The organism is Granulicatella sp. 572.rep1_STHE (genome assembly GCF_001073445.1).
GTDB lineage: Bacteria > Bacillota > Bacilli > Lactobacillales > Aerococcaceae > Granulicatella > Granulicatella adiacens.
Genome location: NZ_JVBO01000020.1, coordinates 1 through 19,237, shown reverse-complemented (window position 1 = coordinate 19,237; position 19,237 = coordinate 1). Strand labels below are relative to the sequence as shown.

21 protein-coding genes and 1 pseudogene are annotated in these 19,237 nt (G+C 36.6%); 20 read left to right on the top strand and 2 right to left on the bottom strand.

All coding sequences use genetic code 11. The annotated features are described in order from the left end of the window. The first annotated feature begins 75 nt into the window (after nt 1–75). The 5 genes from brnQ to ADH99_RS04980 all read left to right on the top strand — a co-directional run bounded on the left by brnQ (nt 76) and on the right by ADH99_RS04980 (nt 5,289). A complete protein-coding gene (gene brnQ / locus ADH99_RS05000) occupies nt 76–1,419 on the top strand; it encodes a branched-chain amino acid transport system II carrier protein (RefSeq protein WP_049555077.1) in 1,344 nt (447 codons plus the stop codon). 690 nt (nt 1,420–2,109) lie between these two features. Further along, nucleotides 2,110–2,724, top strand: a complete 615-nt coding sequence (locus ADH99_RS04995; protein WP_049555076.1) for a TetR/AcrR family transcriptional regulator — start codon at nt 2,110–2,112, stop codon at nt 2,722–2,724. A gap of 90 nt (nt 2,725–2,814) precedes the next feature. Next, a complete protein-coding gene (locus tag ADH99_RS04990; protein WP_049555075.1) occupies nt 2,815–3,558 on the top strand; it encodes an ABC transporter ATP-binding protein in 744 nt (247 codons plus the stop codon). Beyond that, nucleotides 3,518–5,074, top strand: a complete 1,557-nt coding sequence (locus tag ADH99_RS04985; protein WP_049555074.1) for a putative ABC transporter permease subunit — start codon at nt 3,518–3,520, stop codon at nt 5,072–5,074. Before ADH99_RS04990 ends, ADH99_RS04985 begins: the two co-directional genes overlap by 41 nt. Nucleotides 5,075–5,088: 14 nt before the next feature. Further along, nucleotides 5,089–5,289 carry a DUF1648 domain-containing protein gene (locus tag ADH99_RS04980; RefSeq protein WP_049555073.1) on the top strand — a complete coding sequence of 67 codons (201 nt, stop codon included), beginning with the start codon at nt 5,089–5,091 and terminating at the stop codon, nt 5,287–5,289. Between the two features lie 46 nt (nt 5,290–5,335). On the opposite strand, the gene ADH99_RS04975 is transcribed toward ADH99_RS04980, so the two are convergent. Next, entirely contained in the window at nt 5,336–5,890 is a 555-nt protein-coding gene (locus ADH99_RS04975; protein ID WP_049555072.1) for a GNAT family N-acetyltransferase, read from the bottom strand. Nucleotides 5,891–6,157: 267 nt separating this feature from the next. Here ADH99_RS04975 and ADH99_RS04970 point away from each other — a divergent pair, with 267 nt between their 5' ends. The 14 genes from ADH99_RS04970 (at nt 6,158) to ADH99_RS04905 (ending at nt 17,982) form a co-directional block, all read left to right on the top strand. After that, nucleotides 6,158–6,982 (top strand): ABC transporter ATP-binding protein, encoded by an 825-nt coding sequence (locus ADH99_RS04970; protein WP_005607705.1) that lies wholly within the window; start codon nt 6,158–6,160, stop codon nt 6,980–6,982. Further along, complete coding sequence (locus ADH99_RS04965; protein ID WP_049555071.1) at nt 6,975–7,676, top strand: ABC transporter permease; 702 nt, start codon at nt 6,975–6,977, stop codon at nt 7,674–7,676. Before ADH99_RS04970 ends, ADH99_RS04965 begins: the two co-directional genes overlap by 8 nt. 326 nt (nt 7,677–8,002) lie before the next feature. Then, a complete protein-coding gene (locus tag ADH99_RS04960) occupies nt 8,003–8,275 on the top strand; it encodes a hypothetical protein (protein ID WP_049555070.1) in 273 nt (90 codons plus the stop codon). Beyond that, entirely contained in the window at nt 8,211–8,516 is a 306-nt protein-coding gene (locus tag ADH99_RS04955; RefSeq protein ID WP_082160260.1) for a helix-turn-helix domain-containing protein, read from the top strand. Before ADH99_RS04960 ends, ADH99_RS04955 begins: the two co-directional genes overlap by 65 nt. Before the next feature lie 95 nt (nt 8,517–8,611). Beyond that, nucleotides 8,612–9,631, top strand: coding sequence for a YdcF family protein (locus tag ADH99_RS04950; protein WP_049555135.1), 1,020 nt, complete (start codon nt 8,612–8,614; stop codon nt 9,629–9,631). A gap of 111 nt (nt 9,632–9,742) precedes the next feature. Then, on the top strand, nt 9,743–11,098 hold the full coding sequence (rlmD, locus tag ADH99_RS04945) for a 23S rRNA (uracil(1939)-C(5))-methyltransferase RlmD (RefSeq protein WP_049555068.1): 1,356 nt from the start codon (nt 9,743–9,745) through the stop codon (nt 11,096–11,098). Nucleotides 11,099–11,246: 148 nt separating this feature from the next. After that, a complete protein-coding gene (locus ADH99_RS04940; protein WP_049555067.1) occupies nt 11,247–11,516 on the top strand; it encodes a hypothetical protein in 270 nt (89 codons plus the stop codon). Continuing rightward, nucleotides 11,513–11,911, top strand: a complete 399-nt coding sequence (locus ADH99_RS04935; RefSeq protein ID WP_004262746.1) for a hypothetical protein — start codon at nt 11,513–11,515, stop codon at nt 11,909–11,911. The genes ADH99_RS04940 and ADH99_RS04935 overlap by 4 nt, the downstream gene beginning before the upstream one ends. Before the next feature lie 366 nt (nt 11,912–12,277). Beyond that, on the top strand, nt 12,278–12,439 hold the full coding sequence (locus ADH99_RS10455) for a TipC family immunity protein (protein ID WP_259912642.1): 162 nt from the start codon (nt 12,278–12,280) through the stop codon (nt 12,437–12,439). 485 nt (nt 12,440–12,924) lie between these two features. Beyond that, nucleotides 12,925–14,307 (top strand): nucleotide-binding domain-containing protein, encoded by a 1,383-nt coding sequence (locus tag ADH99_RS04925; RefSeq protein ID WP_049555066.1) that lies wholly within the window; start codon nt 12,925–12,927, stop codon nt 14,305–14,307. A gap of 1 nt (nt 14,308) precedes the next feature. Then, on the top strand, nt 14,309–15,229 hold the full coding sequence (locus ADH99_RS04920; RefSeq protein ID WP_039849245.1) for a hypothetical protein: 921 nt from the start codon (nt 14,309–14,311) through the stop codon (nt 15,227–15,229). Between the two features lie 233 nt (nt 15,230–15,462). After that, on the top strand, nt 15,463–15,750 hold the full coding sequence (locus ADH99_RS04915; protein WP_005607674.1) for a hypothetical protein: 288 nt from the start codon (nt 15,463–15,465) through the stop codon (nt 15,748–15,750). A gap of 725 nt (nt 15,751–16,475) precedes the next feature. Beyond that, complete coding sequence (locus ADH99_RS04910) at nt 16,476–17,534, top strand: alpha/beta fold hydrolase (protein ID WP_049555065.1); 1,059 nt, start codon at nt 16,476–16,478, stop codon at nt 17,532–17,534. 31 nt (nt 17,535–17,565) lie between these two features. Continuing rightward, nucleotides 17,566–17,982 carry a helix-turn-helix domain-containing protein gene (locus ADH99_RS04905; RefSeq protein WP_049555064.1) on the top strand — a complete coding sequence of 139 codons (417 nt, stop codon included), beginning with the start codon at nt 17,566–17,568 and terminating at the stop codon, nt 17,980–17,982. A 67-nt stretch (nt 17,983–18,049) separates the two neighbouring features. Here the strand turns inward: ADH99_RS04905 and ADH99_RS04900 are convergent, their stop codons facing one another. Further along, a complete protein-coding gene (locus ADH99_RS04900) occupies nt 18,050–18,214 on the bottom strand; it encodes a hypothetical protein (RefSeq protein ID WP_049555063.1) in 165 nt (54 codons plus the stop codon). 834 nt (nt 18,215–19,048) lie between these two features. On the opposite strand from ADH99_RS04900, the pseudogene ADH99_RS04895 reads away from it, so the two are divergent. Next, nucleotides 19,049–19,237, top strand: a pseudogene (locus tag ADH99_RS04895) (VOC family protein); the annotation flags it as partial.

Below are 19,237 nucleotides of genomic sequence, written 5' to 3'. Positions count from 1 at the left end.
TGAATATAAATAAAAAGGGGACCCTTCGGATGCGAAGAAAGGCATTTGAAGGGTCTTTTTTTAGAAGGAGGACAAATGAAAAAAGGTGTATTAACAGGGCTGCTTCTTTTTGGATTTTTCTTTGGAGCAGGTAATTTAATTTTTCCGCCAAGCTTAGGCTATCAATCTGCTGAGCAATTTTGGCCAGCAGTCATCGGATTTATTGTATCTGGAGTGGGGCTGGCGATTGGAACGTTATTAATTGGAACAGTGATTAATGGTGGATTCAAAAAAGAATTGGACGAAAAGATTCATCCAATCTTCTCATTGGCATTTTTAGTAGTATTATATTTATCCATTGGACCTTTCTTTGCGATTCCTCGTACAGCAACGGTATCCTACAACATCGGGATAGCACCGTTCTTGCCGGATTCTAATTCAGGGCTTCTAATTTACGCAGCGATTTACTTTGCGGTAGCCTTTTTCTTAGCGTATAACCGTTCATCACTCTTATCCAGCATCGGTAAAATCTTAACACCGATTTTTGCAGGATTAATTTTAATCTTAGTGGTCGTTGGTGCGTTTAAATATGGGCAAACGTCACCAGAATTAACAGGACAAACAAATCTAACCACATCAACGGCTTTCGGGAATGGCTTTGTTGAGGGATATAACACACTCGATGCTTTAGCAGCCGTAGCCTTCTCAGTCGTTGCCGTAAACACATTAAAAGAGTTCCATTTCAACTCTAAAAAAGAATACATGAATACCATCATGAGTGTGGGATTTGTAACAGCGATTGGATTCAGCGTATTGTATATCGGACTTGCCTTCCTTGGAAATCATTTCAACGTAGCCAGTGCCCTAGCACAAGATTCAACACTGAACGTAGGGTCTTACGTATTAACCATGGCTTCACGTGACTTGTTCGGGACATTCGGACAAGCCTTCTTAGCGGTGATGGTCGTTATTACCTGCTTAACAACAACAGTAGGATTAATCGTATCTGTAGGGGAGTTCTTCGAAGAAACCTTCCCGCGCTTCTCTTATAAAGTCTATGCGACCATATTTACATTCATCGGATTTGGAGTTGCGACACTTGGACTTCAAACGATTATTGCGTTCTCACTTCCAGTATTGATGATTTTATATCCAATTACGGTTGTGATTGCGTTCTTCGTATTAGTGAATAAGAAAGTGGCGTTCTCGAAGAGTGGAATGCAGCTAACAGTTGCGTTGACAACAATTATTTCAACGGTTTCCAGTGTAGCTTCTGCATTGAAATTAGAAGGATTAGTAAAAGCGTTGGAAATTCTTCCGTTGCAAAGCTTGTCACTGGGATGGATGGGACCGGCGATTATCGGTATTTTAATCGCGCTCATCTTACCGGACAAAATCAAAGGCGAAGCATTCGACTTCGAAGCATTTCAAACAAAATAAAAATATTAGATGTTTACTTCGTATCCCTACGGGGATTTTCATAGTAGCGGTAACGTTGCACCGGTTCGAGCCTCTTCGAGTCTCTCACCTTTAAAGCCTCAAAGAGGGCGTATGGATTAAAAATCCTACGCCCTCTTATTCGTTTTAATGCTTAGTCACGTTACTGCTACTATAAATCCCCTAGGATACTTCGTAATCACTATTTAGTTTGTGCTTTTTATTTTGTGGGAATGCTTTGAATTTGTTGGTAAGAGGATAGGGCTCCTAGGATTAGATCGTGCTTTTAAGGATATCTTTATAGTAATGGAAATAACTGTACCGGCAAGAGCCGAGGTCTCTTTGCCTACCGAACTTCAAAGGGCGTCAAGTTGATAAAATCAACAGACGCCCTAATTCATTTCGGTTACACACGTTATTTCCATTACTATAGAATCCGTAAGTTACTCCGTAATCATCTATTTTATTTGTGCTCTAATTTGTGTGAATGCTTTGAATTTGTTGGTAAGAGAATAAAGGAATCTCAACTTATTGTTACGTTACGAAACCTTCGCACTGTGAAGAGGTCCTATAGAATCCGTAAGAACTTTCTTAGGCATCTGTTTCATTTGGGATTTGTTCTTGTATTAAAAATAAACAATCAAAATTGACAGTTTGTCAGTTTAGAGTTATGATGTCCTTAGGAGGGAAGATATGAGAGATGCAAAAGAATCGGAAGTGCGCCGTTTAGAAATTATGAATGCAGCAATGCAGCTCTTTATGGAAAAAGGGTATACAAATACAACTACCCAAGATATTGTGGACAAGGTCAATATATCAAGAGGGTTATTGTACTATCACTTTAAAAATAAAGAAGATATCTTATATTGTCTTGTCGAACAGTATTCGGAGAAATTATTAAAAGATATTTATCAGATTACATTTTCAAAAGATAAATCTGCAATAGAAAAAGTAAGAGGATTTATTGAAGCAACAATTATTTCTTCAGAACGTATTTCCGTCGAGGGGACTGAATTACAAAAGACCGTTGATTTAGAAGAAAATCGCTATATGATTGATAAATTATCTCATAAACTCATCAAAAAATTGACAATCTATTTTGAAAAAATCATTCAACAAGGGATAGAAGAGCAATCCTTTTTGGTTCAATATCCTTTGGAGACAGCGGAATTTTTGATGACAGCTTATGTGTTTGTCTCTAATAATATGAGTATGAAATATAGTGACAAAGAATCATTGGACGATTATTTAAGAGCCTATAGAATTATTTTAGAGAGAACTCTAAACGCCAAAAATTTATTCGATTAAATTGAAATTATAGTGCCGATAGCGTAAGAAATTGTGCTATCGGTAAAATTTAAAACTAAAACTGACAATTTGTCAATAGGAGGTATTAATATGTTAGAAATCCGAAAGTTCACTAAAAGTTATGGGGAAAAGAAAGCAGTAGAGGGTATTTCTTTATCTATTCACTCAGGAGATATATACGGCTTTATTGGAGCGAATGGTGCAGGTAAAACGACGACGATTAAAGCGGTAGTCGGCATCCATGACTTTGATGGCGGAGAAATTATGATAGGAGGACATTCGATTAAGAAAGATCCAATTGCATGCAAAAAAATGATGGCTTATATTCCAGATAACCCTGATTTATATGAACATTTAACGGGTGCTCAATATATCCATTTTATTGCAGATATATTTGAGGTTCCAACAGAAATCAGAGAAGAAAAAATTAAAAAATATGCAGAAGTATTTCATATGACCCAAAACCTATCTAGAGTCATTTCAACCTACTCGCATGGGATGAAGCAAAGGACTGCTATTATTGCTGCATTGGTCCATTCACCAAAATTATTAATTTTAGATGAGCCATTTGTCGGATTGGATCCTCAAGCAGCTTTTGAGTTAAAAAAAATAATGAAAGAGTGTGTTTCAGAAGGAGGTGCCATCTTCTTTTCTACTCACGTATTAGATGTAGCGGAAAAATTATGTAATAAAATTGCTGTGATAAAAAATGGAAAGATTATTTGTAGCGGGGATACGAATGAAGTTAAAGGGAATCAGTCACTAGAATCATTTTTTATGGAGGTACAAGATTATGAGCAAAATGATGACTTTAATGAAAGCTCAATTGAATAATTTCATTCCTATTAATGAGATAAAAGAAAGAGGAAGTAAAAAACAAACGTCCATTGCTATCTCTTTTTTTGGAATACTGACTTTGTTTCTATTTGTTGCAGTATATAATTTACTTACCGCCGAAACATTAGTGCAGATGGGTCAGGGAGAATTAATTCCTGCATATATGGTATCAGTTTCTAGTTTTTCAATCCTCTTTTTAACCATCTTCTATTCCAATAGCATTCTATTTGATAGTCGAGATTTGGATATACTTTTATCCTTACCTATAAAGAATTCAGATATTATTACTAGCAAATTCTTGTTTATCTACATATTAAATGTCTTAATCGGAATAGTTTTTACGTTACCGGGTGGAATAATTTGGATACAAAACGAGGGACAACCTGTTTTCTCTATTGTTCTCTATTTTTGTTCAATGTTTATGGTTCCTTTCATTCCGATGTGTCTCGCCTCTATAATGGGGATTGGGATAGTGGTTACTTCGTCTAGATTTAAACACAAAAAGTATATGTCCATTCTATTCGCATTTTTAGCTATTGGAGGTATCGGCTTTTTTGCAGCAATAGCGATGAATTCTGGAGATAAAGGCAGTAGCGTAGGAATCATTCTTGCAAAACAAATCATGCAATTATATCCTCTTTCTCAGCTTTTTGTTCAGCAAATACAGAGCGAGGTAGGAATGAGTGTATTTATCTTTCTTTCTATAGTGGTTTTTGTAGCTTTTATAAAAATTGTTTCGAAAAACTTTAGTCAACTGCACTTGTTGTCTAGAAGGGAGACAAAATATGTCTGTTCGAGCACTTCTTATCAGCAAAAATCCGTGTTCTTAGCTTTGTATCAAAAGGAAATGGGAAGATTTTTTAGCTCGTATATGACGGTCTTAAACGCAGGACTTGGAGTGGTTTTATTGTGCGCATTTAGCATCTTTTTATTGTTCAATTCTGTGGAGCAAATTAAAGAGAGTTCAGGGGTGGAAAATATAACAGAATATATTGCTACTTTTGCTCCTCTTTTTATTGCTTCGATGCTTTCACTTAGTTGTCCTGCTGCGTCATCAATTTCTTTAGAGGGTAGAAATATATGGATATTACAAACTTCTCCAGTAAAGATAAAGACCATCCTAAATGCGAAGATAGCTTTGACGCTTACACTGCACTTTATAGGGTACATGCTTTCGATTCTTATTTTTCTCTTTAAAGTGGAGATGGATAGGATGCAATTCTTTAATCTTGTTTTTGTACCTGTATGCTATTCTGTTTTTATAACAATAGTGGGAATATTTTTTAATAAAAAATATCCAAATTATGACTGGGATAACGAAATGATCATTGTAAAACAGAGCTTACCTGTTATTGTAACGGCACTTTTGGGGTTCATTTCTTTAATGATTCCAATATTCCTCAATTGGATATTCCATCTTCAAATGATTTATGTTCTGCCAATCATATCGATGGGGTTAGTAGTGATGAGTTTGATGATGTATCGCAAAATGAGTCAATCCAATTTTATTTAAAAGGGGGATAAAAAATGAAAAATAGAGCAGTGAAAGATATACTTGTGCTTGTTTTTATGGTAATAGTTATTTATATTATTTGCTTGTTTTTACCAGATTCAATACCTATTCATTTTGATTTTAGAGGCAATGCAGATATGTATGTTAACAAATTTTTTCTACTATTTGCGACAATTATTCCCTATTCAGCATATTGGAAATTCTTTCGAAAATAAATTAACGAAAAAACACCGACTGGGATTCCAGTCGGTGCTTTTTCATCTAAATGGCTTCGATAAAGTGTTCGGAATATTCTTTCCACATATCTGGACTAAATCTAGCTTTTTCAGGATTAAGAATCTTCTGATAAAGACGGACCGTGCTTCCATCTTCAATTGTATACGAGTATTCATATAAAAAATCAGTACGTTTGGCAAAATCACAAGAGTCTTTATGGTCACTTGCGATTTGGATTAAGAGGTTCGGAACTCCTTGTTGAACAAGGTACGGCTGGATTAATTGAAAAGCTTCAATCAAAACATCACGTTGCCAGTATTCTTGCAATAATGCGAAATCCATTAGATTGTTTTGCTCTGTGGAGACTTTCATAAAGCCAATTGGAAGGTCGTAATTCTTCATTTCAATGATAAAAAAGTACGGAGAATTCGCGATTAGTCGTGTATAAAAGTTCTCTGCATTTAAGTGAGACGGTGCAGATACCCATGGAAGGTTAGATGTTGCTAAAGGATCGTTTAGCAAAGACTTGATAATCTCCATGTCAGTTTCGTGAAAGGGCCTAAGAGTGATACGTTGTGATTCTAGTGTAGGTACGTTCATAATCGTTACCCCCTTTCTCTACCTGCATTATAGTCGTAATCCGTTGGAAAGTAAAGGGCGCAAATTGCTTTTATAACAATAATGAAAAGGGTTCCGAAAATATCTGAAAGAAACGGATATTTTCCTATTTCTTTGATAGAAGTTGTCAAATTCTGTCGACATTTTTTATCGTGACTTTAGTCATGGTACTTCGTGACTGAAGGGCCTACAGAGTGACCTTGGTTTTTGATAAAGTTAAATCATCAAGAACAAGCACGGAGGCAGACCATGATTAAAGTACATCAAATTAGCAAACGTTTTGGAAACAAGACAGCATTAAACCAAATTGAATTCAATGTCGATAAAGGAGAAATTTTTGGCTTCTTAGGACCAAGTGGAGCCGGGAAGACAACTCTCATTAATATTCTAACAGGGCAATTGAAAGCTGATGAAGGAACGACGGAACTCCTTGGAAAAGAAACGAAGAACTTAGCGCCAGAAGATTTAGCGCATATCGGTTTAGTCGGCGATTCGAGTGGATATTATGAAAAACTTTCCCTCGAGAAAAACCTCATCGTTTATGCAAAAATATATGGACTTCCAAATAGCCGAGTCGATGAAGTATTAGAACAAGTAGGACTTCTGGATAGTAAAAAGGTGATTGCAGAAAAACTTTCTACAGGGATGCGCCAAAGAATGTTTCTAGCAAGAGCGCTTCTCAACAAACCAGAATTACTCTTTTTAGATGAACCAACGAGTGGTTTAGATCCAATGACCTCTCAAAAAATTCACCGATTATTAAACGAGCTGAAGGAAAGTGGAACAACGATTTTCCTTACAACGCATGACATGGTGGAAGCAACCGAGATGTGTGACCGCATTTCCTTGCTTAACCAAGGAGATTTAGTAGAAATTGGAACCCCACGTGATATTATTCAAAAATACAATAAAGAAAAACGAGTGAAAGTAACGTTTAAAGACCATACTGAAAAAGTAGTACCTTTTGAAGCGTTAAAAGAGCAAGACTTAACAACAGTGGAAATGATGCACTCGATGGAACCAACCCTTGAAGAAATCTTTATTCAATTGACAGGAGAGAAATTAAATGATTAGAAGAATTAGCGCCTTAATTTGGCTACGTACTCAAATGATTTTAAGCAATGGAGCAATGCTGTTCCAAATTATTTTCCCATATGCGTTACTCGTCCTTTATGACAGATTTTTAAACCCAGATCATGACCCAAGTAAATCTCTTCAAATTTTGTTTATTATGTTACCGCTCGCGTTTAGTATATCGATGGGAACCATGATTACAATTATGTTGGCGGAAGAAAAAGAGAAAAAGAATTTGAAAACTTTATTCCTTAGTGGAATTCACTCAGCGGAGTATTTAATCTCTATTTTATTCTATCCAGTTCTCCTTGGCTGCATTACGATTGTGAGCTTCCCGCTTATTTTAAATGTGAACCTTTCAAATCATCTAGTGGAATATGGAGTAGTAATGACAAGCGTTGCAATCTGTGTTATCTTAGTGAATTTACTGGTGGGGGCTGTAACCGATACTCAAGCAAAAGCGCAAGTGAATGGAGTCATTCCGATGATGGCTGTTGCATTTCTACCGATGTTCTCTCAATTTAATGAGTCTATTTCAAAAGTGGCTCATTACACATTCATGGGGAACTTCATCGATTTCTTCTTAGACAAAGAATTCACGTTGAATTTCCAAAGCATGCTCGTTCCAATCGCATGGATAGCGGTGCTCATCGTGTTAAACTTCTTCTTATTAAAACCAAAAGCTCAAAACTAAAACAAACAACTTCAAAAAGAGTGGTTTTGCTTCATAAAGCAAAGCTGCTCTTTTTGCATTTCATGATTTTTCAGAGTGAATTAGCTATTTTTTCCAAAAGTTTACATGAATAGATGGTATGTTAAAATAAACGGCACAATGAATTAGCGAATGACAAAGTTGCTTTTCTACAACTGTGGGAAAGCAACTTTTTTAGTTGATGTTTAAGCATAAAAAACATGAGAATGATAGGCTTTTTTGGAGCAAAAAAGTATCCAAAAAAAGCAAGATGTAACATTTTTGTTACGTAACAAAAATGTTACACTCAAGAAAATGGAGGTGTATTTATGAGGTATAAACGTGAATTTACAAAGCAGAACTTTGAAGAGTTACTGGAGATGCCGTATGGGAGAATGGTAAAGGGGGCAGCGATTTTACAACTGATTGAAGAAGAAGGTGTTACTCCAGAGATGATTGAAAAATGGGGAGATTATGACGAAGAAGAAGGAATTATGTATCTGGTTTTCGAAGTAGAAGATATTATGGAAGGGGTGAATGGTAGTGAGTTCTTTAAGAGAAGAGACATTCTCGATTATTGCATCGCGCTATCCGAACTTTAAAGAGGATGTAGCGAAAGAATTGGCGAGACATAGGGCTGTACTCCGTATCATTCGTCTTAGAATGGAAAGTAATTTATCCAGAGAGGAATATGCAAAGAAAGTAGGGTTTAAACGGACAGCGCTGGCTAGGTTGGATAGGTTGGAGCGTGGGGAAGGCACGCCTAATCTATCGACGTTGATTGAACTAGCTTACAAAAACGGGTATGAGGTAGATATTCAGTTGAAACCTCAAAATTTCTAAGACGGTTGGCACTCCACTTCATTTCTTGTCAGATTATCGTTTCTCTTGGGAGTTTGTTATAATACAAGAGTAGAATTGGAGGAATGAAAATGGCAATCTATCTTATTACTGGAGTGGTATTGGTGGCTCTGATCGCTTCCATGTGGAGAGATAATCGCAGTTTATGGAACCCAGCACTCCTTATTATTGCGGTGTTTTTTGGGTATTTATCAGTAGTTCAAGCGGTCTATCAATCTGGAAGCGAAGCAGGACATCTTCTCGTGTTAATGGTAGGATTTTTAGGCGTGCCCTTTTTAATTTTCCTAAGCGGCTTTTTCTTTATTTATAACGGAATCGTTCTTCTAAAGCGTGAGGGAAAATCCAAGTCGAATTTCTTATCGCTTGGAATGGGCTTTTTGATTTTACTATTCTTTGGCGTGATCATTATTCGTGCGCTCAATAATCAGTATTTTTATGAAAATCACTGGCTGAATATATTCTTAATCTTTTTTATCTACTCCTATGTTATTTTTGGGTTTGCCTTTTTTGGATTCCTATTTTACTCGATTTTGTATGTGTTTATTCCAAAGAGAAAACAATATGATTTCATCATTATTCACGGTGCTGGATTATTAGACGGAGAACGAGTAACGCCGCTTTTAAAACGTCGGATTGATAAGGCGGTCGAGGCCTTTAAAAAATCCAAAAATCCAAATATTAAACTAATCGCAAGTGGCGGAAAAGGAGCCGATGAGAAAATTTCTGAAGCGCAGGCGATTTTGAATTACTTAATGGAAGAAACGGATGTTCCAAGAGAGTCCGTATTGCTCGAAGAAGAGTCGAGAACGACCTATGAGAATCTATTGTTCTCTAAACGATTAGGGGAAACAATCCTCAAAGAACCCCGATTCTTATTTGTAACGAACGACTATCATGTCTTTCGAACCAGTACCTACGCCAAGATGATTGGCATGCAAGGGGATGGACTTGGCTGTACAACGGCGAGCTATTATATTCCTTCTGCGTTCATTCGGGAGTATGTGGCTCTTTGTGTGAAAATGAAATGGATGTTTATCGGATTTTACTTGCTTCTGGCAATGGCGATTACACTCTCTTACAAAGGAATTTTATGGTAATAGTGAAGCTGCTCTGACATGGTTAGAGTAGCTTTTTTGTATGGAGGGATTGCCTTTTTATTTGTGCTAAAAGACGGTATAATAAACGTGATAAACTCTGGAGGAACAGAAATGAAGAAAAACGAATTTTATACAGTAACCATCGAGGATTTAACGCATGAAGGACTCGGGGTAGGGAAGGTGGATGGATTCCCACTATTTATCGAGAATAGTATTCCTGGTGAAGTCGTGCGTGTGAAGACGATGAAGATTGGAAAAAGCTATGGCTACGCGCGTGTGGAGGAGTGGCTGGAAGTGAGTCCGAACCGTGTAGAAGTGAAAGACGCCCTCGGAACACGTGTGGGGACAATGCCGTTGCAACATATGACCTATGAGAGCCAGCTGGCATTCAAGCAGCATCAAGTGAAAAATGTGATGACGAAAATCGCGAAGATGCCAGAATTAGAAGTACGTCCAACTCTTGGGATGGAGAGTGCGCTGGGCTACCGTAACAAGGCGCAAATTCCAGTGCGTACGGTAGACGGTCAGTTGACGACAGGTTTCTTCAAGAAGAACTCACATGACTTAATTCCGATTGAAGACTTCCATATTCAAGACCCTGAAATCGACCGCTTGATTGTGGCCGTGCGGGATATTTTGAGAAAGTATCCAGTGGTGGCGTATGATGAGGGCAACCATACTGGTGACTTGAAGCATATTATTGTGCGCCGAGGTCTACGTACGAAACAAGTGATGATTATTTTCGTGACGAGAACAAAGGGGTTACCGCAAGCGGAGGCGATTGTAAGAGACATTACGGCGGCGCATCCGGAAGTCGTGTCTATCGTGCAAAACATCCAACCAAAGCCAACGAATGTCATCATGGGACGTGAGACGAAGGTGCTATTCGGGGAAGACGTGTACGAAGAGAAGTTATTCGAATTCACGTTCAAGATTAGCGCACGTTCGTTCTTCCAAGTGAATACCGTGCAAACCGAAGTGCTTTATCAACAAGCCATCGACGCTGCGGACTTGAAGGGCGGCGAGACGGTCGTGGATGCGTATTGCGGCATCGGGACGATGAGCTTGGCCTTTGCCCGTGATGCCAAAAAAGTCTATGCCATGGAAATCGTAGATGATGCGATTGTGATGGCCAAGGAAAATGCGAAACTGAACGGTGTGACGAATGTGCACTTTGAAACGGGTGCGGCTGAGAAAATCATGCCACGCTGGAAGGAAGAAGGCATCCAGCCAGAGGTGATTGTCGTGGATCCACCGCGCAAAGGGCTCGACCTTGCCTTTATCGAAGCGGCGTGTGCAACAGGACCTGAACGCATCGTTTACGTAAGCTGTAACCCAGCAACACTTGCTCGCGACCTTGTACACTTCAAGGAACGAGGCTACGAGGCACAGTACGTGCAACCCGTGGATATGTTCCCGATGACTGCGCATATCGAGGTTGTAGGACTGCTGGAGAGAAAGGGATAAAGCCCACCGTTTCAGGGTTTACAAAAGACTTGATATTCGTCCTTTTTGAATTTTCGAGTGAAGTATAAATCTAACAGTCTGAAGTGATGTAGTACGAGGAGTAGGTGGTTCTGGTAGGGCGGAGCGAGTCACACAAGCTGTCAATAATATGTCTGAGTTTTTTGAGACAGACTTTGGAAAAAAGATTAGGGACAGTCTTAGAAAGACGAAGAAACAATATGAAGGGCAAAGTGTTTATGAGGTGACTAAAGATATAGATGATATTTTGAAAAAAGGAGATAAGTTGTACTTAGAAGGTCTGCATAAAGATCATTTTGAGGTATTCAATAAAAGAGGTAAAGTAAAGGATGTTCTTAATCTTGATGGAACTTCTAATAGTAAAAAATTTAATTTAGCTTCTGGAAGGAGATTAAAATGATTAGTTCAGAGTTAAAAGATGTAATGAAACGATTGACTATTCTTAATGAGAATAATAAAGGTGTGCTACTTAGAGAAGAAAGTATCAGAGATATAGACAATACGATAAATATCTTTCTAAAAAAATATGAAGATCGTTTTTATGAAGGATTAAGATTGTTTAACAAGATAGACATTACTACAATTTCCTCTTCAGAGAATTCAGATTACACTATTGCTTTCTATAATCTATTAACTGGGATTAGGGGGATAATCGATTGTTTTGATGACTTTGATGATATTTTAGTTGAATTGAATAAAAACTTCATGTATCAAAGTGGCGAAATCACAAAAGAAGAATGGGAAAGTTCAGGGGAAGTAGTCTTGGATGACGAAGAAAATGAATTTGGAGATTGAAGAATAGATATTGATTCCTCGCTTTTTATGTTCACTAGGAGGAAGGCTAATGGGATTTTATGTCGATATTGCGGAGCTTCAGATTTCAAGAGTATCTATGATGGTATTTCGAGTCTCTATCGTCTGAGTGCTCCCTTAAGCAGCACCTTCTATACTAATACCCAGACAGCTCGGAAGTATGTTCAGGATACGAAGAATAAGGTCAATGCCTTTGATAAGATGAGGACAACCAGCAGTACGGAGCAACTTTTTAGTGCTTTAAGTAGCCAGATGGCAGCTGCTGGAAGAGTGAAGAGTCTGAGTTATAGCGATCCTGTTTTAACTAACTTTGTGGCGCATGAAGATCTCGGTAAAGCGATTTATGAGATGGATCAGCAGTATGGTATCTCTGCCAAGGACTTGGATTCTTACTACGACGAAGTCGTCAACCAGAAAGTCTTGAAAGATTGGTGTAGCATTTATGACAGCAAGTACTCGCCAAGCAACTATGGCGATATCAAAATTGAACCCCAGCGGGAGAATTGGTAGTAAGTTGTATAAGAAACTATGAAATAACTTTCAAACAGTTTTACTCATTTTTATTAGGGTGTTTGGAATAAGACAGTATACTTTTCGTTCAAAAGTGTTATTTAAATGTTGATTCATTCACTTTCATTCTACAATATAGAAGTTTGCTAGCACCACATGTGGAGTGCGTAGTGTTGCTACAACGAGCAGATACGTAGAAATCCTTTATTTCAAGCACTTTTACAAGTATATCGTCTTTACTGATGAGGGGAAAAAATCAGAAATAAAGAGATTAAAAACTATATCAACGTTTCTGTAGTAATTGATATAGAGTGTGGAGACACAAGAAATGATTGATAGAATTTAAGTATATCAAAAGTTAATCGCTAATTAATTTTTTTGGTTCGATGAGCTTTATGGTCTATGGCATTGAATACCTGTAGAGTATAATGAATAAAGTAACTTCACGAAAAATCAATAAATAGTAATAAAAGGAGGGATGATAAATGTATGATTGTTCAAAAGAATTTAATAAATTTTATAGAACAAAGGTTGTGTTGCCAGCAAAGGAACAAAATGAATTAAGGAAAAAACGAAAATTGAATATCAAGAGACTAAAGGATGGATTGATAGAATATAACGAAGAAAAAAATAAAGATTATAAAATTGCTGAGGAAAGAATTCAAGGTAGCATGGCTATGCACACTATTACACAAAACGACGAAAGTGATTATGATATAGATGTTGGTATAGTATTTGAATCAGATAAGCTCAATAATTTAGGACCTCTTGCAACCAGAAATATAGTCGCAGACGCATTAGAAAGAAAAACTAAACAATTTGCAGAAGAACCTGAGGTAAAAACAAGTTGTGTACGTTTAAAGTATATCTCAACAGGTTATCATGTAGATTTTGCCCTTTTTAAAAGATATAAAGAGTATTCATGGGAAGATGAATATATTTACGAACATGCTGGTTCAGAGTGGTCAGTTAGGCATATTAAGGCCCTAGAAGAGTGGTTTAACGAAGAAATAAAAAATGCAGGAGATGACTTAAGGAAAGTCATTAGATTATCAAAAATGTTCTGCAAATCAAGAAAAACTTGGGCGAACATGCCCAGTGGTTTAATTCAAACCATCTTAAGTGCCGAAACACTTAACTCAAATTATTCTCGATTAGATGAAATATTCTACTATACTATGGAAGCTATTGTAAAACGTTTGAGTCTATATTTGGAGATTGCAGCTCCAGTAGACAATGGAAGACCATTAGTAACTCGAGAAATTGACTATCAAAGAATGAGAAATTGGAAAAGTCGTTTAGAAAGCAATTTGCAGAATTTAGAAATACTATTTGATGAAGATTGCACGTATAAAGATGCTATAAATGCTTGGTCGAAATTCTTTAATCACTCTTATTGGAATGAATTATATTCGTCAACAGTAAAAGAAAGTTATAGTGTAAGTAAAGCGTACGATTTTGATGATACGGAAGAATTTATTGAAAATATGTATCCCATTTATGAACAATATGATGTAACAATTGATTGTAAAGTATCTGGTAACGGCTTCTCAGTAATGCCAATTTCAGATTATTTAGATAAATTTACACCGAAACTTAAAAGATTTATACCGCATAACTTTTCTATTAAATGTAAAATTGGCTATACTAATTGTCCGTCCTACGATAAGATTTTATGGAAAGTTTTAAATGTAGGGACTGAAGCAGAACGTCGTAATGATATACGTGGTCAAATTCAAGATAACAGAGGCAATGAAATTACAGAGAATTCCAAATTCATTGGTGAACATTATATTGAATGCTATTTGATAAAAAACGGGGTATGCGTTGGTATTGGACATGTAGATGTTCCCATTGGAGGAAGTTGATTTGAGAGAATATAGTTACAGCACAAAAATATTGAAAATGCTATCATTATTAATTCTTTGTATTATAGGAATACTATGCATAATCTATTTTGAAATTAATGAAAATTCTATTGGTTCATCTTTAGGAGGTTTAGTAGCAGGATTTCTGCTTCCATATCTTTTTCCAAGCATTGTTGATTTGACCGATAATAAGAATTGGAAATCGACTCAGCGAAAATTATTAAGAGCTGGTTTAATAAAAAAAGATACAAATATTAGAATTTCTTTTGCTTACTTATACAGAATAAAAATTGATGGTCGATATTTTTTAGTGCAGAATAATAGAACAAAAAAATATCAGCCAGTCGGTGGTGCTTACAAATTCAAAATAGAAGAAGCAAACTATCTAGCAGAACATATTCCAGTTGAGAATGATAATCGAATTCCAGTAGATAAAATCACAGAAAGAGATTATAGATTATTGGTTAAGAGTAAATATTTGAGGAAATTTGTGAAAAGATTTGATAAAACCCCATATAGAGAGAATATAAATGACCTTAGCAGAGAGTTTTTTGAGGAAGTATTTTCAACAAGTATTTTAGATAAAAATGAGTTTGGAGATTTATCGTATAAATATTGTGGAAGACATATGACGAATGTTGAATATGGCAATGTATTTAACCATTATGAGTTACTTTTAGCAGATGTTGTTGAAGTTAGATTAACAGATAATCAAGAGGAGTTATTCAGAAATCTCATAGATAAAGACTCTATTAAATACCGATTTGCAACTTCTGATGAAATTAAGTCTTATGGCGTGGGATATGGAACTGATAAACTAACGGATAATATTGCTAACCACACTCCAAAAATTCTGAGTGAAAATACAGACAAGTTAATACTGAGAAATAGACATGAAAAAGTAATCAAAATAAAAGTTTAATATACAGTGAAATATTAAAGAATTTCTATCCAAGGTTTGTATGAAGAATTTAGATGAAAGAGACAGGCACAAATGTCAAACACATGGAGAAAATAAAAATATGGATAAAAATTTACAGGAAAATTTTTCGTTAGAATAACTGAACCAAGCATTGAGTTGAGTTTATCAAGGTAGTGTAAAATAAGTTGTGTAAACACAAAAAGAAATAAATCATACAACTAAACAAAAATGTCATGCTTGGTATTGTTATTGGTGTTATACTTTTAATATTTTTGCAGGCGCTTATTGCAAATATTACAACACCAAAAGTAGAAATCGTCGAAGATGTCGAATATATCCGCAAATTCCCTAAAGAACATTACAAAATCGATAATCTCAAAGATGACATCATCATCGGAAAATATCACCCTTCTGGTAACTACTATTTCGTAGTTTACAACGAAGATTCAAAGGATTTTGACATCAAAAAAGTTGAAGAGAAAGACTGGGAGCATCAAGAAATTAATCGATATGAAAGATAACGAATTTAAAGAGGTTGGGTAAAAGCGTATAGTGTCTGGCATTGAAAAAACTGATATTATGCGTTTTATTTTGGGGATATTTAATTCATTTATCTTGAAACTTAGTTTTTACCCCTCTGGATTATTTATTAGTTGAATAAATAAGATAAGGAAAAAGAAATGCTCAAATCAGATTTGATAAACATTATAACTAAGATAGATAAAGATGATATAAATGAACGTTTGACAGGCAAGTTCTTTTTTTATTAAGATAATTGTAAGTAAAAAAGAACTGAGTATTTTCTGGTAAATTTTCAAAAATAAAACCTTGATTTGACGCCATTTCTATCCTGTCCTTCCCGCAAACGTAGGAGAGACCCACTTGTGTTGAGGGCTTATCCCTTTTTAAATGAAAATAATACAAGTAGGACACTTTTAAAAATGATCTACTTTTTTATAAGTATTTTCATTATAAAGTTTAATTTTAAATAATAACTCTATCCCTTTCGTTCTATAATATAGAAGTTTGCTAGCATCACACGTGGAGACGGTAGTCTTGATGTCAAGGGTCAGGGGTTTATTGAGTGTTCAGGATAGATGTCGGGAAATTATAGAAGACACACGAATGCTTGCTGATATGCAACCAAAGATGACAAAAGTCATATAAATATGTCACGTTTGGTTGGTGGAAACAACGCACGCCCTCGGGTAAACTTAGTATAGAAACTACTGAAAGAGGGAGCGAAATGGAAGCGGTAAAAATCGTTTTAATAATTATCCTGATTATTGTCGCCATAGCTAGTATAGCATTCGGGATATATTGGTATCGAAATATTCATTGGTATGACAAATATGAAAAGGCGTTGAAGGAAGTTCATGTTGCTGAAAAGCAGGTCACATTACCGACAGGCAGTAACATCAATTATGGAGAGGTTGAGAATGACAAACCTCCGCTTCTCCTGATTCACGGACAGATGAGCATTTGGGAAGACTATGCGCTTGTCATGCCCGAGCTCAGTAGGAACTGGCATATTTACGCCGTCGATGTATACGGACATGGTGAATCATCACATGATGAAAGCCTCTATTATCTTGATGTGAACGGCGACGATCTGATTTGGTTTATCAACAATGTCATCGGGAAGCCTACAGTTGTTTCAGGGCATTCTAACGGAGCCATCACGGCGGCATATGTTGCGGCATACGGCGGTGAAAACATTGCTGGCGTGGTGCTTGAAGATCCTCCGATATTTTCGACGGAGGGAGAAGGCTGGGAGGACAGCTTTGCCTATAAGGACACGTTTAAGTCTTTGCATGAATACAATAAGTCAGACAAGACGGAGTGCTGGGAAGCTTATTACCTCCGTCACTGTTACTGGGGACAGCTGTTTATGAAAAACGCGATGCCCGGTATTGCAAATTATGCCCAGGGGTATCATGACAAGCATCCTGATAAAGCCGTAAAGATCGGATTCCTTCCTTCTTCCATATGGTCTGTGTTTGAATATGCAAGAGAGTATGATTTTGCATATGGGGAACGGTTTTACGACTTGAGCTGGAATCATGGTTTAAAGCATGAAGATATTCTGTCGGATATTGAAGTTCCTTGTGTGTACATCCATGCAAAAGAACAGGTGGCTTATGACGGAACTTACCTGTGCGCCGCATCGCGTGAACAGGCAGAGCGTGCCGTTTCATACATCGGAGAAAATTGCAGTCTTGTGGAGACAGATACAAGTGATCATGTAATACATACCGTTCATAGCGATTTTTATATCCAGTCAGTTAATTCATTACAGAAATGAGGAATTTGGTTTGCTGAAAGAGAATCTGATTATGCTGCGAAAATTAAAAGGCTTTTCACAGGAGGAAATAGCAGAGAAAATAGATATTTCCCGTCAGGCATATGGAAAATGGGAGAGCGGTGAGACAATACCGGATATAGAGAAGTGCGCCATTCTGGCTGATGTCTATGGGGTCACCATTGACAGTCTGATCCGGGAACATCGTGTAGAGAATACGCCTTTAGCACCGACACCTGCCGGTAAGCATATATTCGGGGCAGTCGCAATAAGCGAACGTGGCCAGATCGTGATCCCTAAAGAAGCGCGGGAATTGTTCGGGCTGACCGGCGGATGCAAGCTGGTGATTCTTGGAGATGAGAATGAAGGGTTAGCATTGATTAGGGCCGACAAATTTGAGAAAAAGATAAAAGACTTCCTTGCAAATGCTGGGATGGATACCGACAAGTGAAAAAAATATAGATTACAAATGAAAGAGAGCAAGCGACCTTACGGTTAATCCCAAGGGAAGCTTGCTCTTATTCTGTAATATCTACGCTTACACCGGATTTGAATTCGACCGTAAAGTGGTCGGTGAAAACGGTGACCTTTTCGATGAGCCATCTAACAAGCTCCTCGTCGAAGTCTGTGACCTCGGTTGCATGCTGGCCGATGAAGTCCTGCAGTTCTTTGATCCGCTTCATGGATTCCTCGTGGCTGTGTCTGTCGACGGCAGCTTTTTCTTTCTGCTCCCTTAGCCGGAAGATTTCGTCCTCGACAAGAATATATCCTTGATAAAAACGGAGAAAAGATAAAACTTAAAAGTGGAAACTATAAATCAAGAAAAGTAAATCTCAATGATTGGAACGAGCCTGACAAGGCAATCAAGCGTGGAGAGAAACCAAGTGTAATTGCACAGATTAAAAAGTAGCAAGAGCAACAGAAAAAATACGAAAAGAAAAAAGAGAGAACAAAAGATAATTATAGGAATTCAAAAAGGGAAGATGTTTTAACTTTATTAGGGGACTTTCAAGCACCGTGGGAAGCTGATATAGAAAAAATACCTAAAAATGATATAATGTTAAGATAGATAAATAAATTTTAAAGCAGTCCAGTAAATTATTTTTGAATAAATTATATAATGCACATGAATGAGGGGACTGATGTGAAGAAGAAACTAAAACCGTTAGTTGATTATATCATTTTAATTTTATATTCAAGATGACGAAATTAAAGAAATTTACTCTAATGCTATGGATATCGGATATAATACTCCAGAGATAAATGGTACGACCAAAATGAAGCACCATATGCGTTGTTTTATAGAGGAAATGATGGAATATATACATATTTCTCGTTGGGTCAAAGCCAGTTTTTTTGTATTATACCGGTAACAAAAAATATACTTGAGGAGTATTCAAATAAAGATGTTAAGTTATTTGAAGTTAAAAAGTAAATGACTACAAGCGTTAAAATATTGTGATGGAATGCTACTAAACTATAAGAATAGATAAATCTAAATTTGTTGAGGAGAGAATATGGATTTTAATAGGATGATTCCTGAATTATCAGTTTTTGATATTGGTCGGACTAAAAAATTTTATAGTGAATTAGGATTTAAAATTGAATATGAACGTGCTGAAGATAAATTTGTTTTCATATCTTTTCAAGATAGTCAGTTTATGTTTGAACAAATTCACGATGATGGTTGGAATATAGGTGAACTA

Bases quoted from the DNA above. Each gene is read 5' to 3' on its own strand.
- brnQ (WP_049555077.1), top strand. From the start codon at position 76: ATGAAAAAAGGTGTATTAACAGGGCTGCTTCTTTTTGGATTTTTCTTT.
- ADH99_RS04995 (WP_049555076.1), top strand. From the start codon at position 2,110: ATGAGAGATGCAAAAGAATCGGAAGTGCGCCGTTTAGAAATTATGAAT.
- ADH99_RS04990 (WP_049555075.1), top strand. From the start codon at position 2,815: ATGTTAGAAATCCGAAAGTTCACTAAAAGTTATGGGGAAAAGAAAGCA.
- ADH99_RS04985 (WP_049555074.1), top strand. From the start codon at position 3,518: ATGAGCAAAATGATGACTTTAATGAAAGCTCAATTGAATAATTTCATT.
- ADH99_RS04980 (WP_049555073.1), top strand. From the start codon at position 5,089: ATGAAAAATAGAGCAGTGAAAGATATACTTGTGCTTGTTTTTATGGTA.
- ADH99_RS04975 (WP_049555072.1), bottom strand. From the start codon at position 5,890: ATGAACGTACCTACACTAGAATCACAACGTATCACTCTTAGGCCCTTT.
- ADH99_RS04970 (WP_005607705.1), top strand. From the start codon at position 6,158: ATGATTAAAGTACATCAAATTAGCAAACGTTTTGGAAACAAGACAGCA.
- ADH99_RS04965 (WP_049555071.1), top strand. From the start codon at position 6,975: ATGATTAGAAGAATTAGCGCCTTAATTTGGCTACGTACTCAAATGATT.
- ADH99_RS04960 (WP_049555070.1), top strand. From the start codon at position 8,003: ATGAGGTATAAACGTGAATTTACAAAGCAGAACTTTGAAGAGTTACTG.
- ADH99_RS04955 (WP_082160260.1), top strand. From the start codon at position 8,211: ATGGTAGTGAGTTCTTTAAGAGAAGAGACATTCTCGATTATTGCATCG.
- rlmD (WP_049555068.1), top strand. From the start codon at position 9,743: ATGAAGAAAAACGAATTTTATACAGTAACCATCGAGGATTTAACGCAT.
- ADH99_RS04940 (WP_049555067.1), top strand. From the start codon at position 11,247: ATGTCTGAGTTTTTTGAGACAGACTTTGGAAAAAAGATTAGGGACAGT.
- ADH99_RS04935 (WP_004262746.1), top strand. From the start codon at position 11,513: ATGATTAGTTCAGAGTTAAAAGATGTAATGAAACGATTGACTATTCTT.
- ADH99_RS10455 (WP_259912642.1), top strand. From the start codon at position 12,278: ATGGATCAGCAGTATGGTATCTCTGCCAAGGACTTGGATTCTTACTAC.
- ADH99_RS04925 (WP_049555066.1), top strand. From the start codon at position 12,925: ATGTATGATTGTTCAAAAGAATTTAATAAATTTTATAGAACAAAGGTT.
- ADH99_RS04915 (WP_005607674.1), top strand. From the start codon at position 15,463: ATGCTTGGTATTGTTATTGGTGTTATACTTTTAATATTTTTGCAGGCG.
- ADH99_RS04910 (WP_049555065.1), top strand. From the start codon at position 16,476: ATGGAAGCGGTAAAAATCGTTTTAATAATTATCCTGATTATTGTCGCC.
- ADH99_RS04905 (WP_049555064.1), top strand. From the start codon at position 17,566: ATGCTGCGAAAATTAAAAGGCTTTTCACAGGAGGAAATAGCAGAGAAA.
- ADH99_RS04900 (WP_049555063.1), bottom strand. From the start codon at position 18,214: ATGAAGCGGATCAAAGAACTGCAGGACTTCATCGGCCAGCATGCAACC.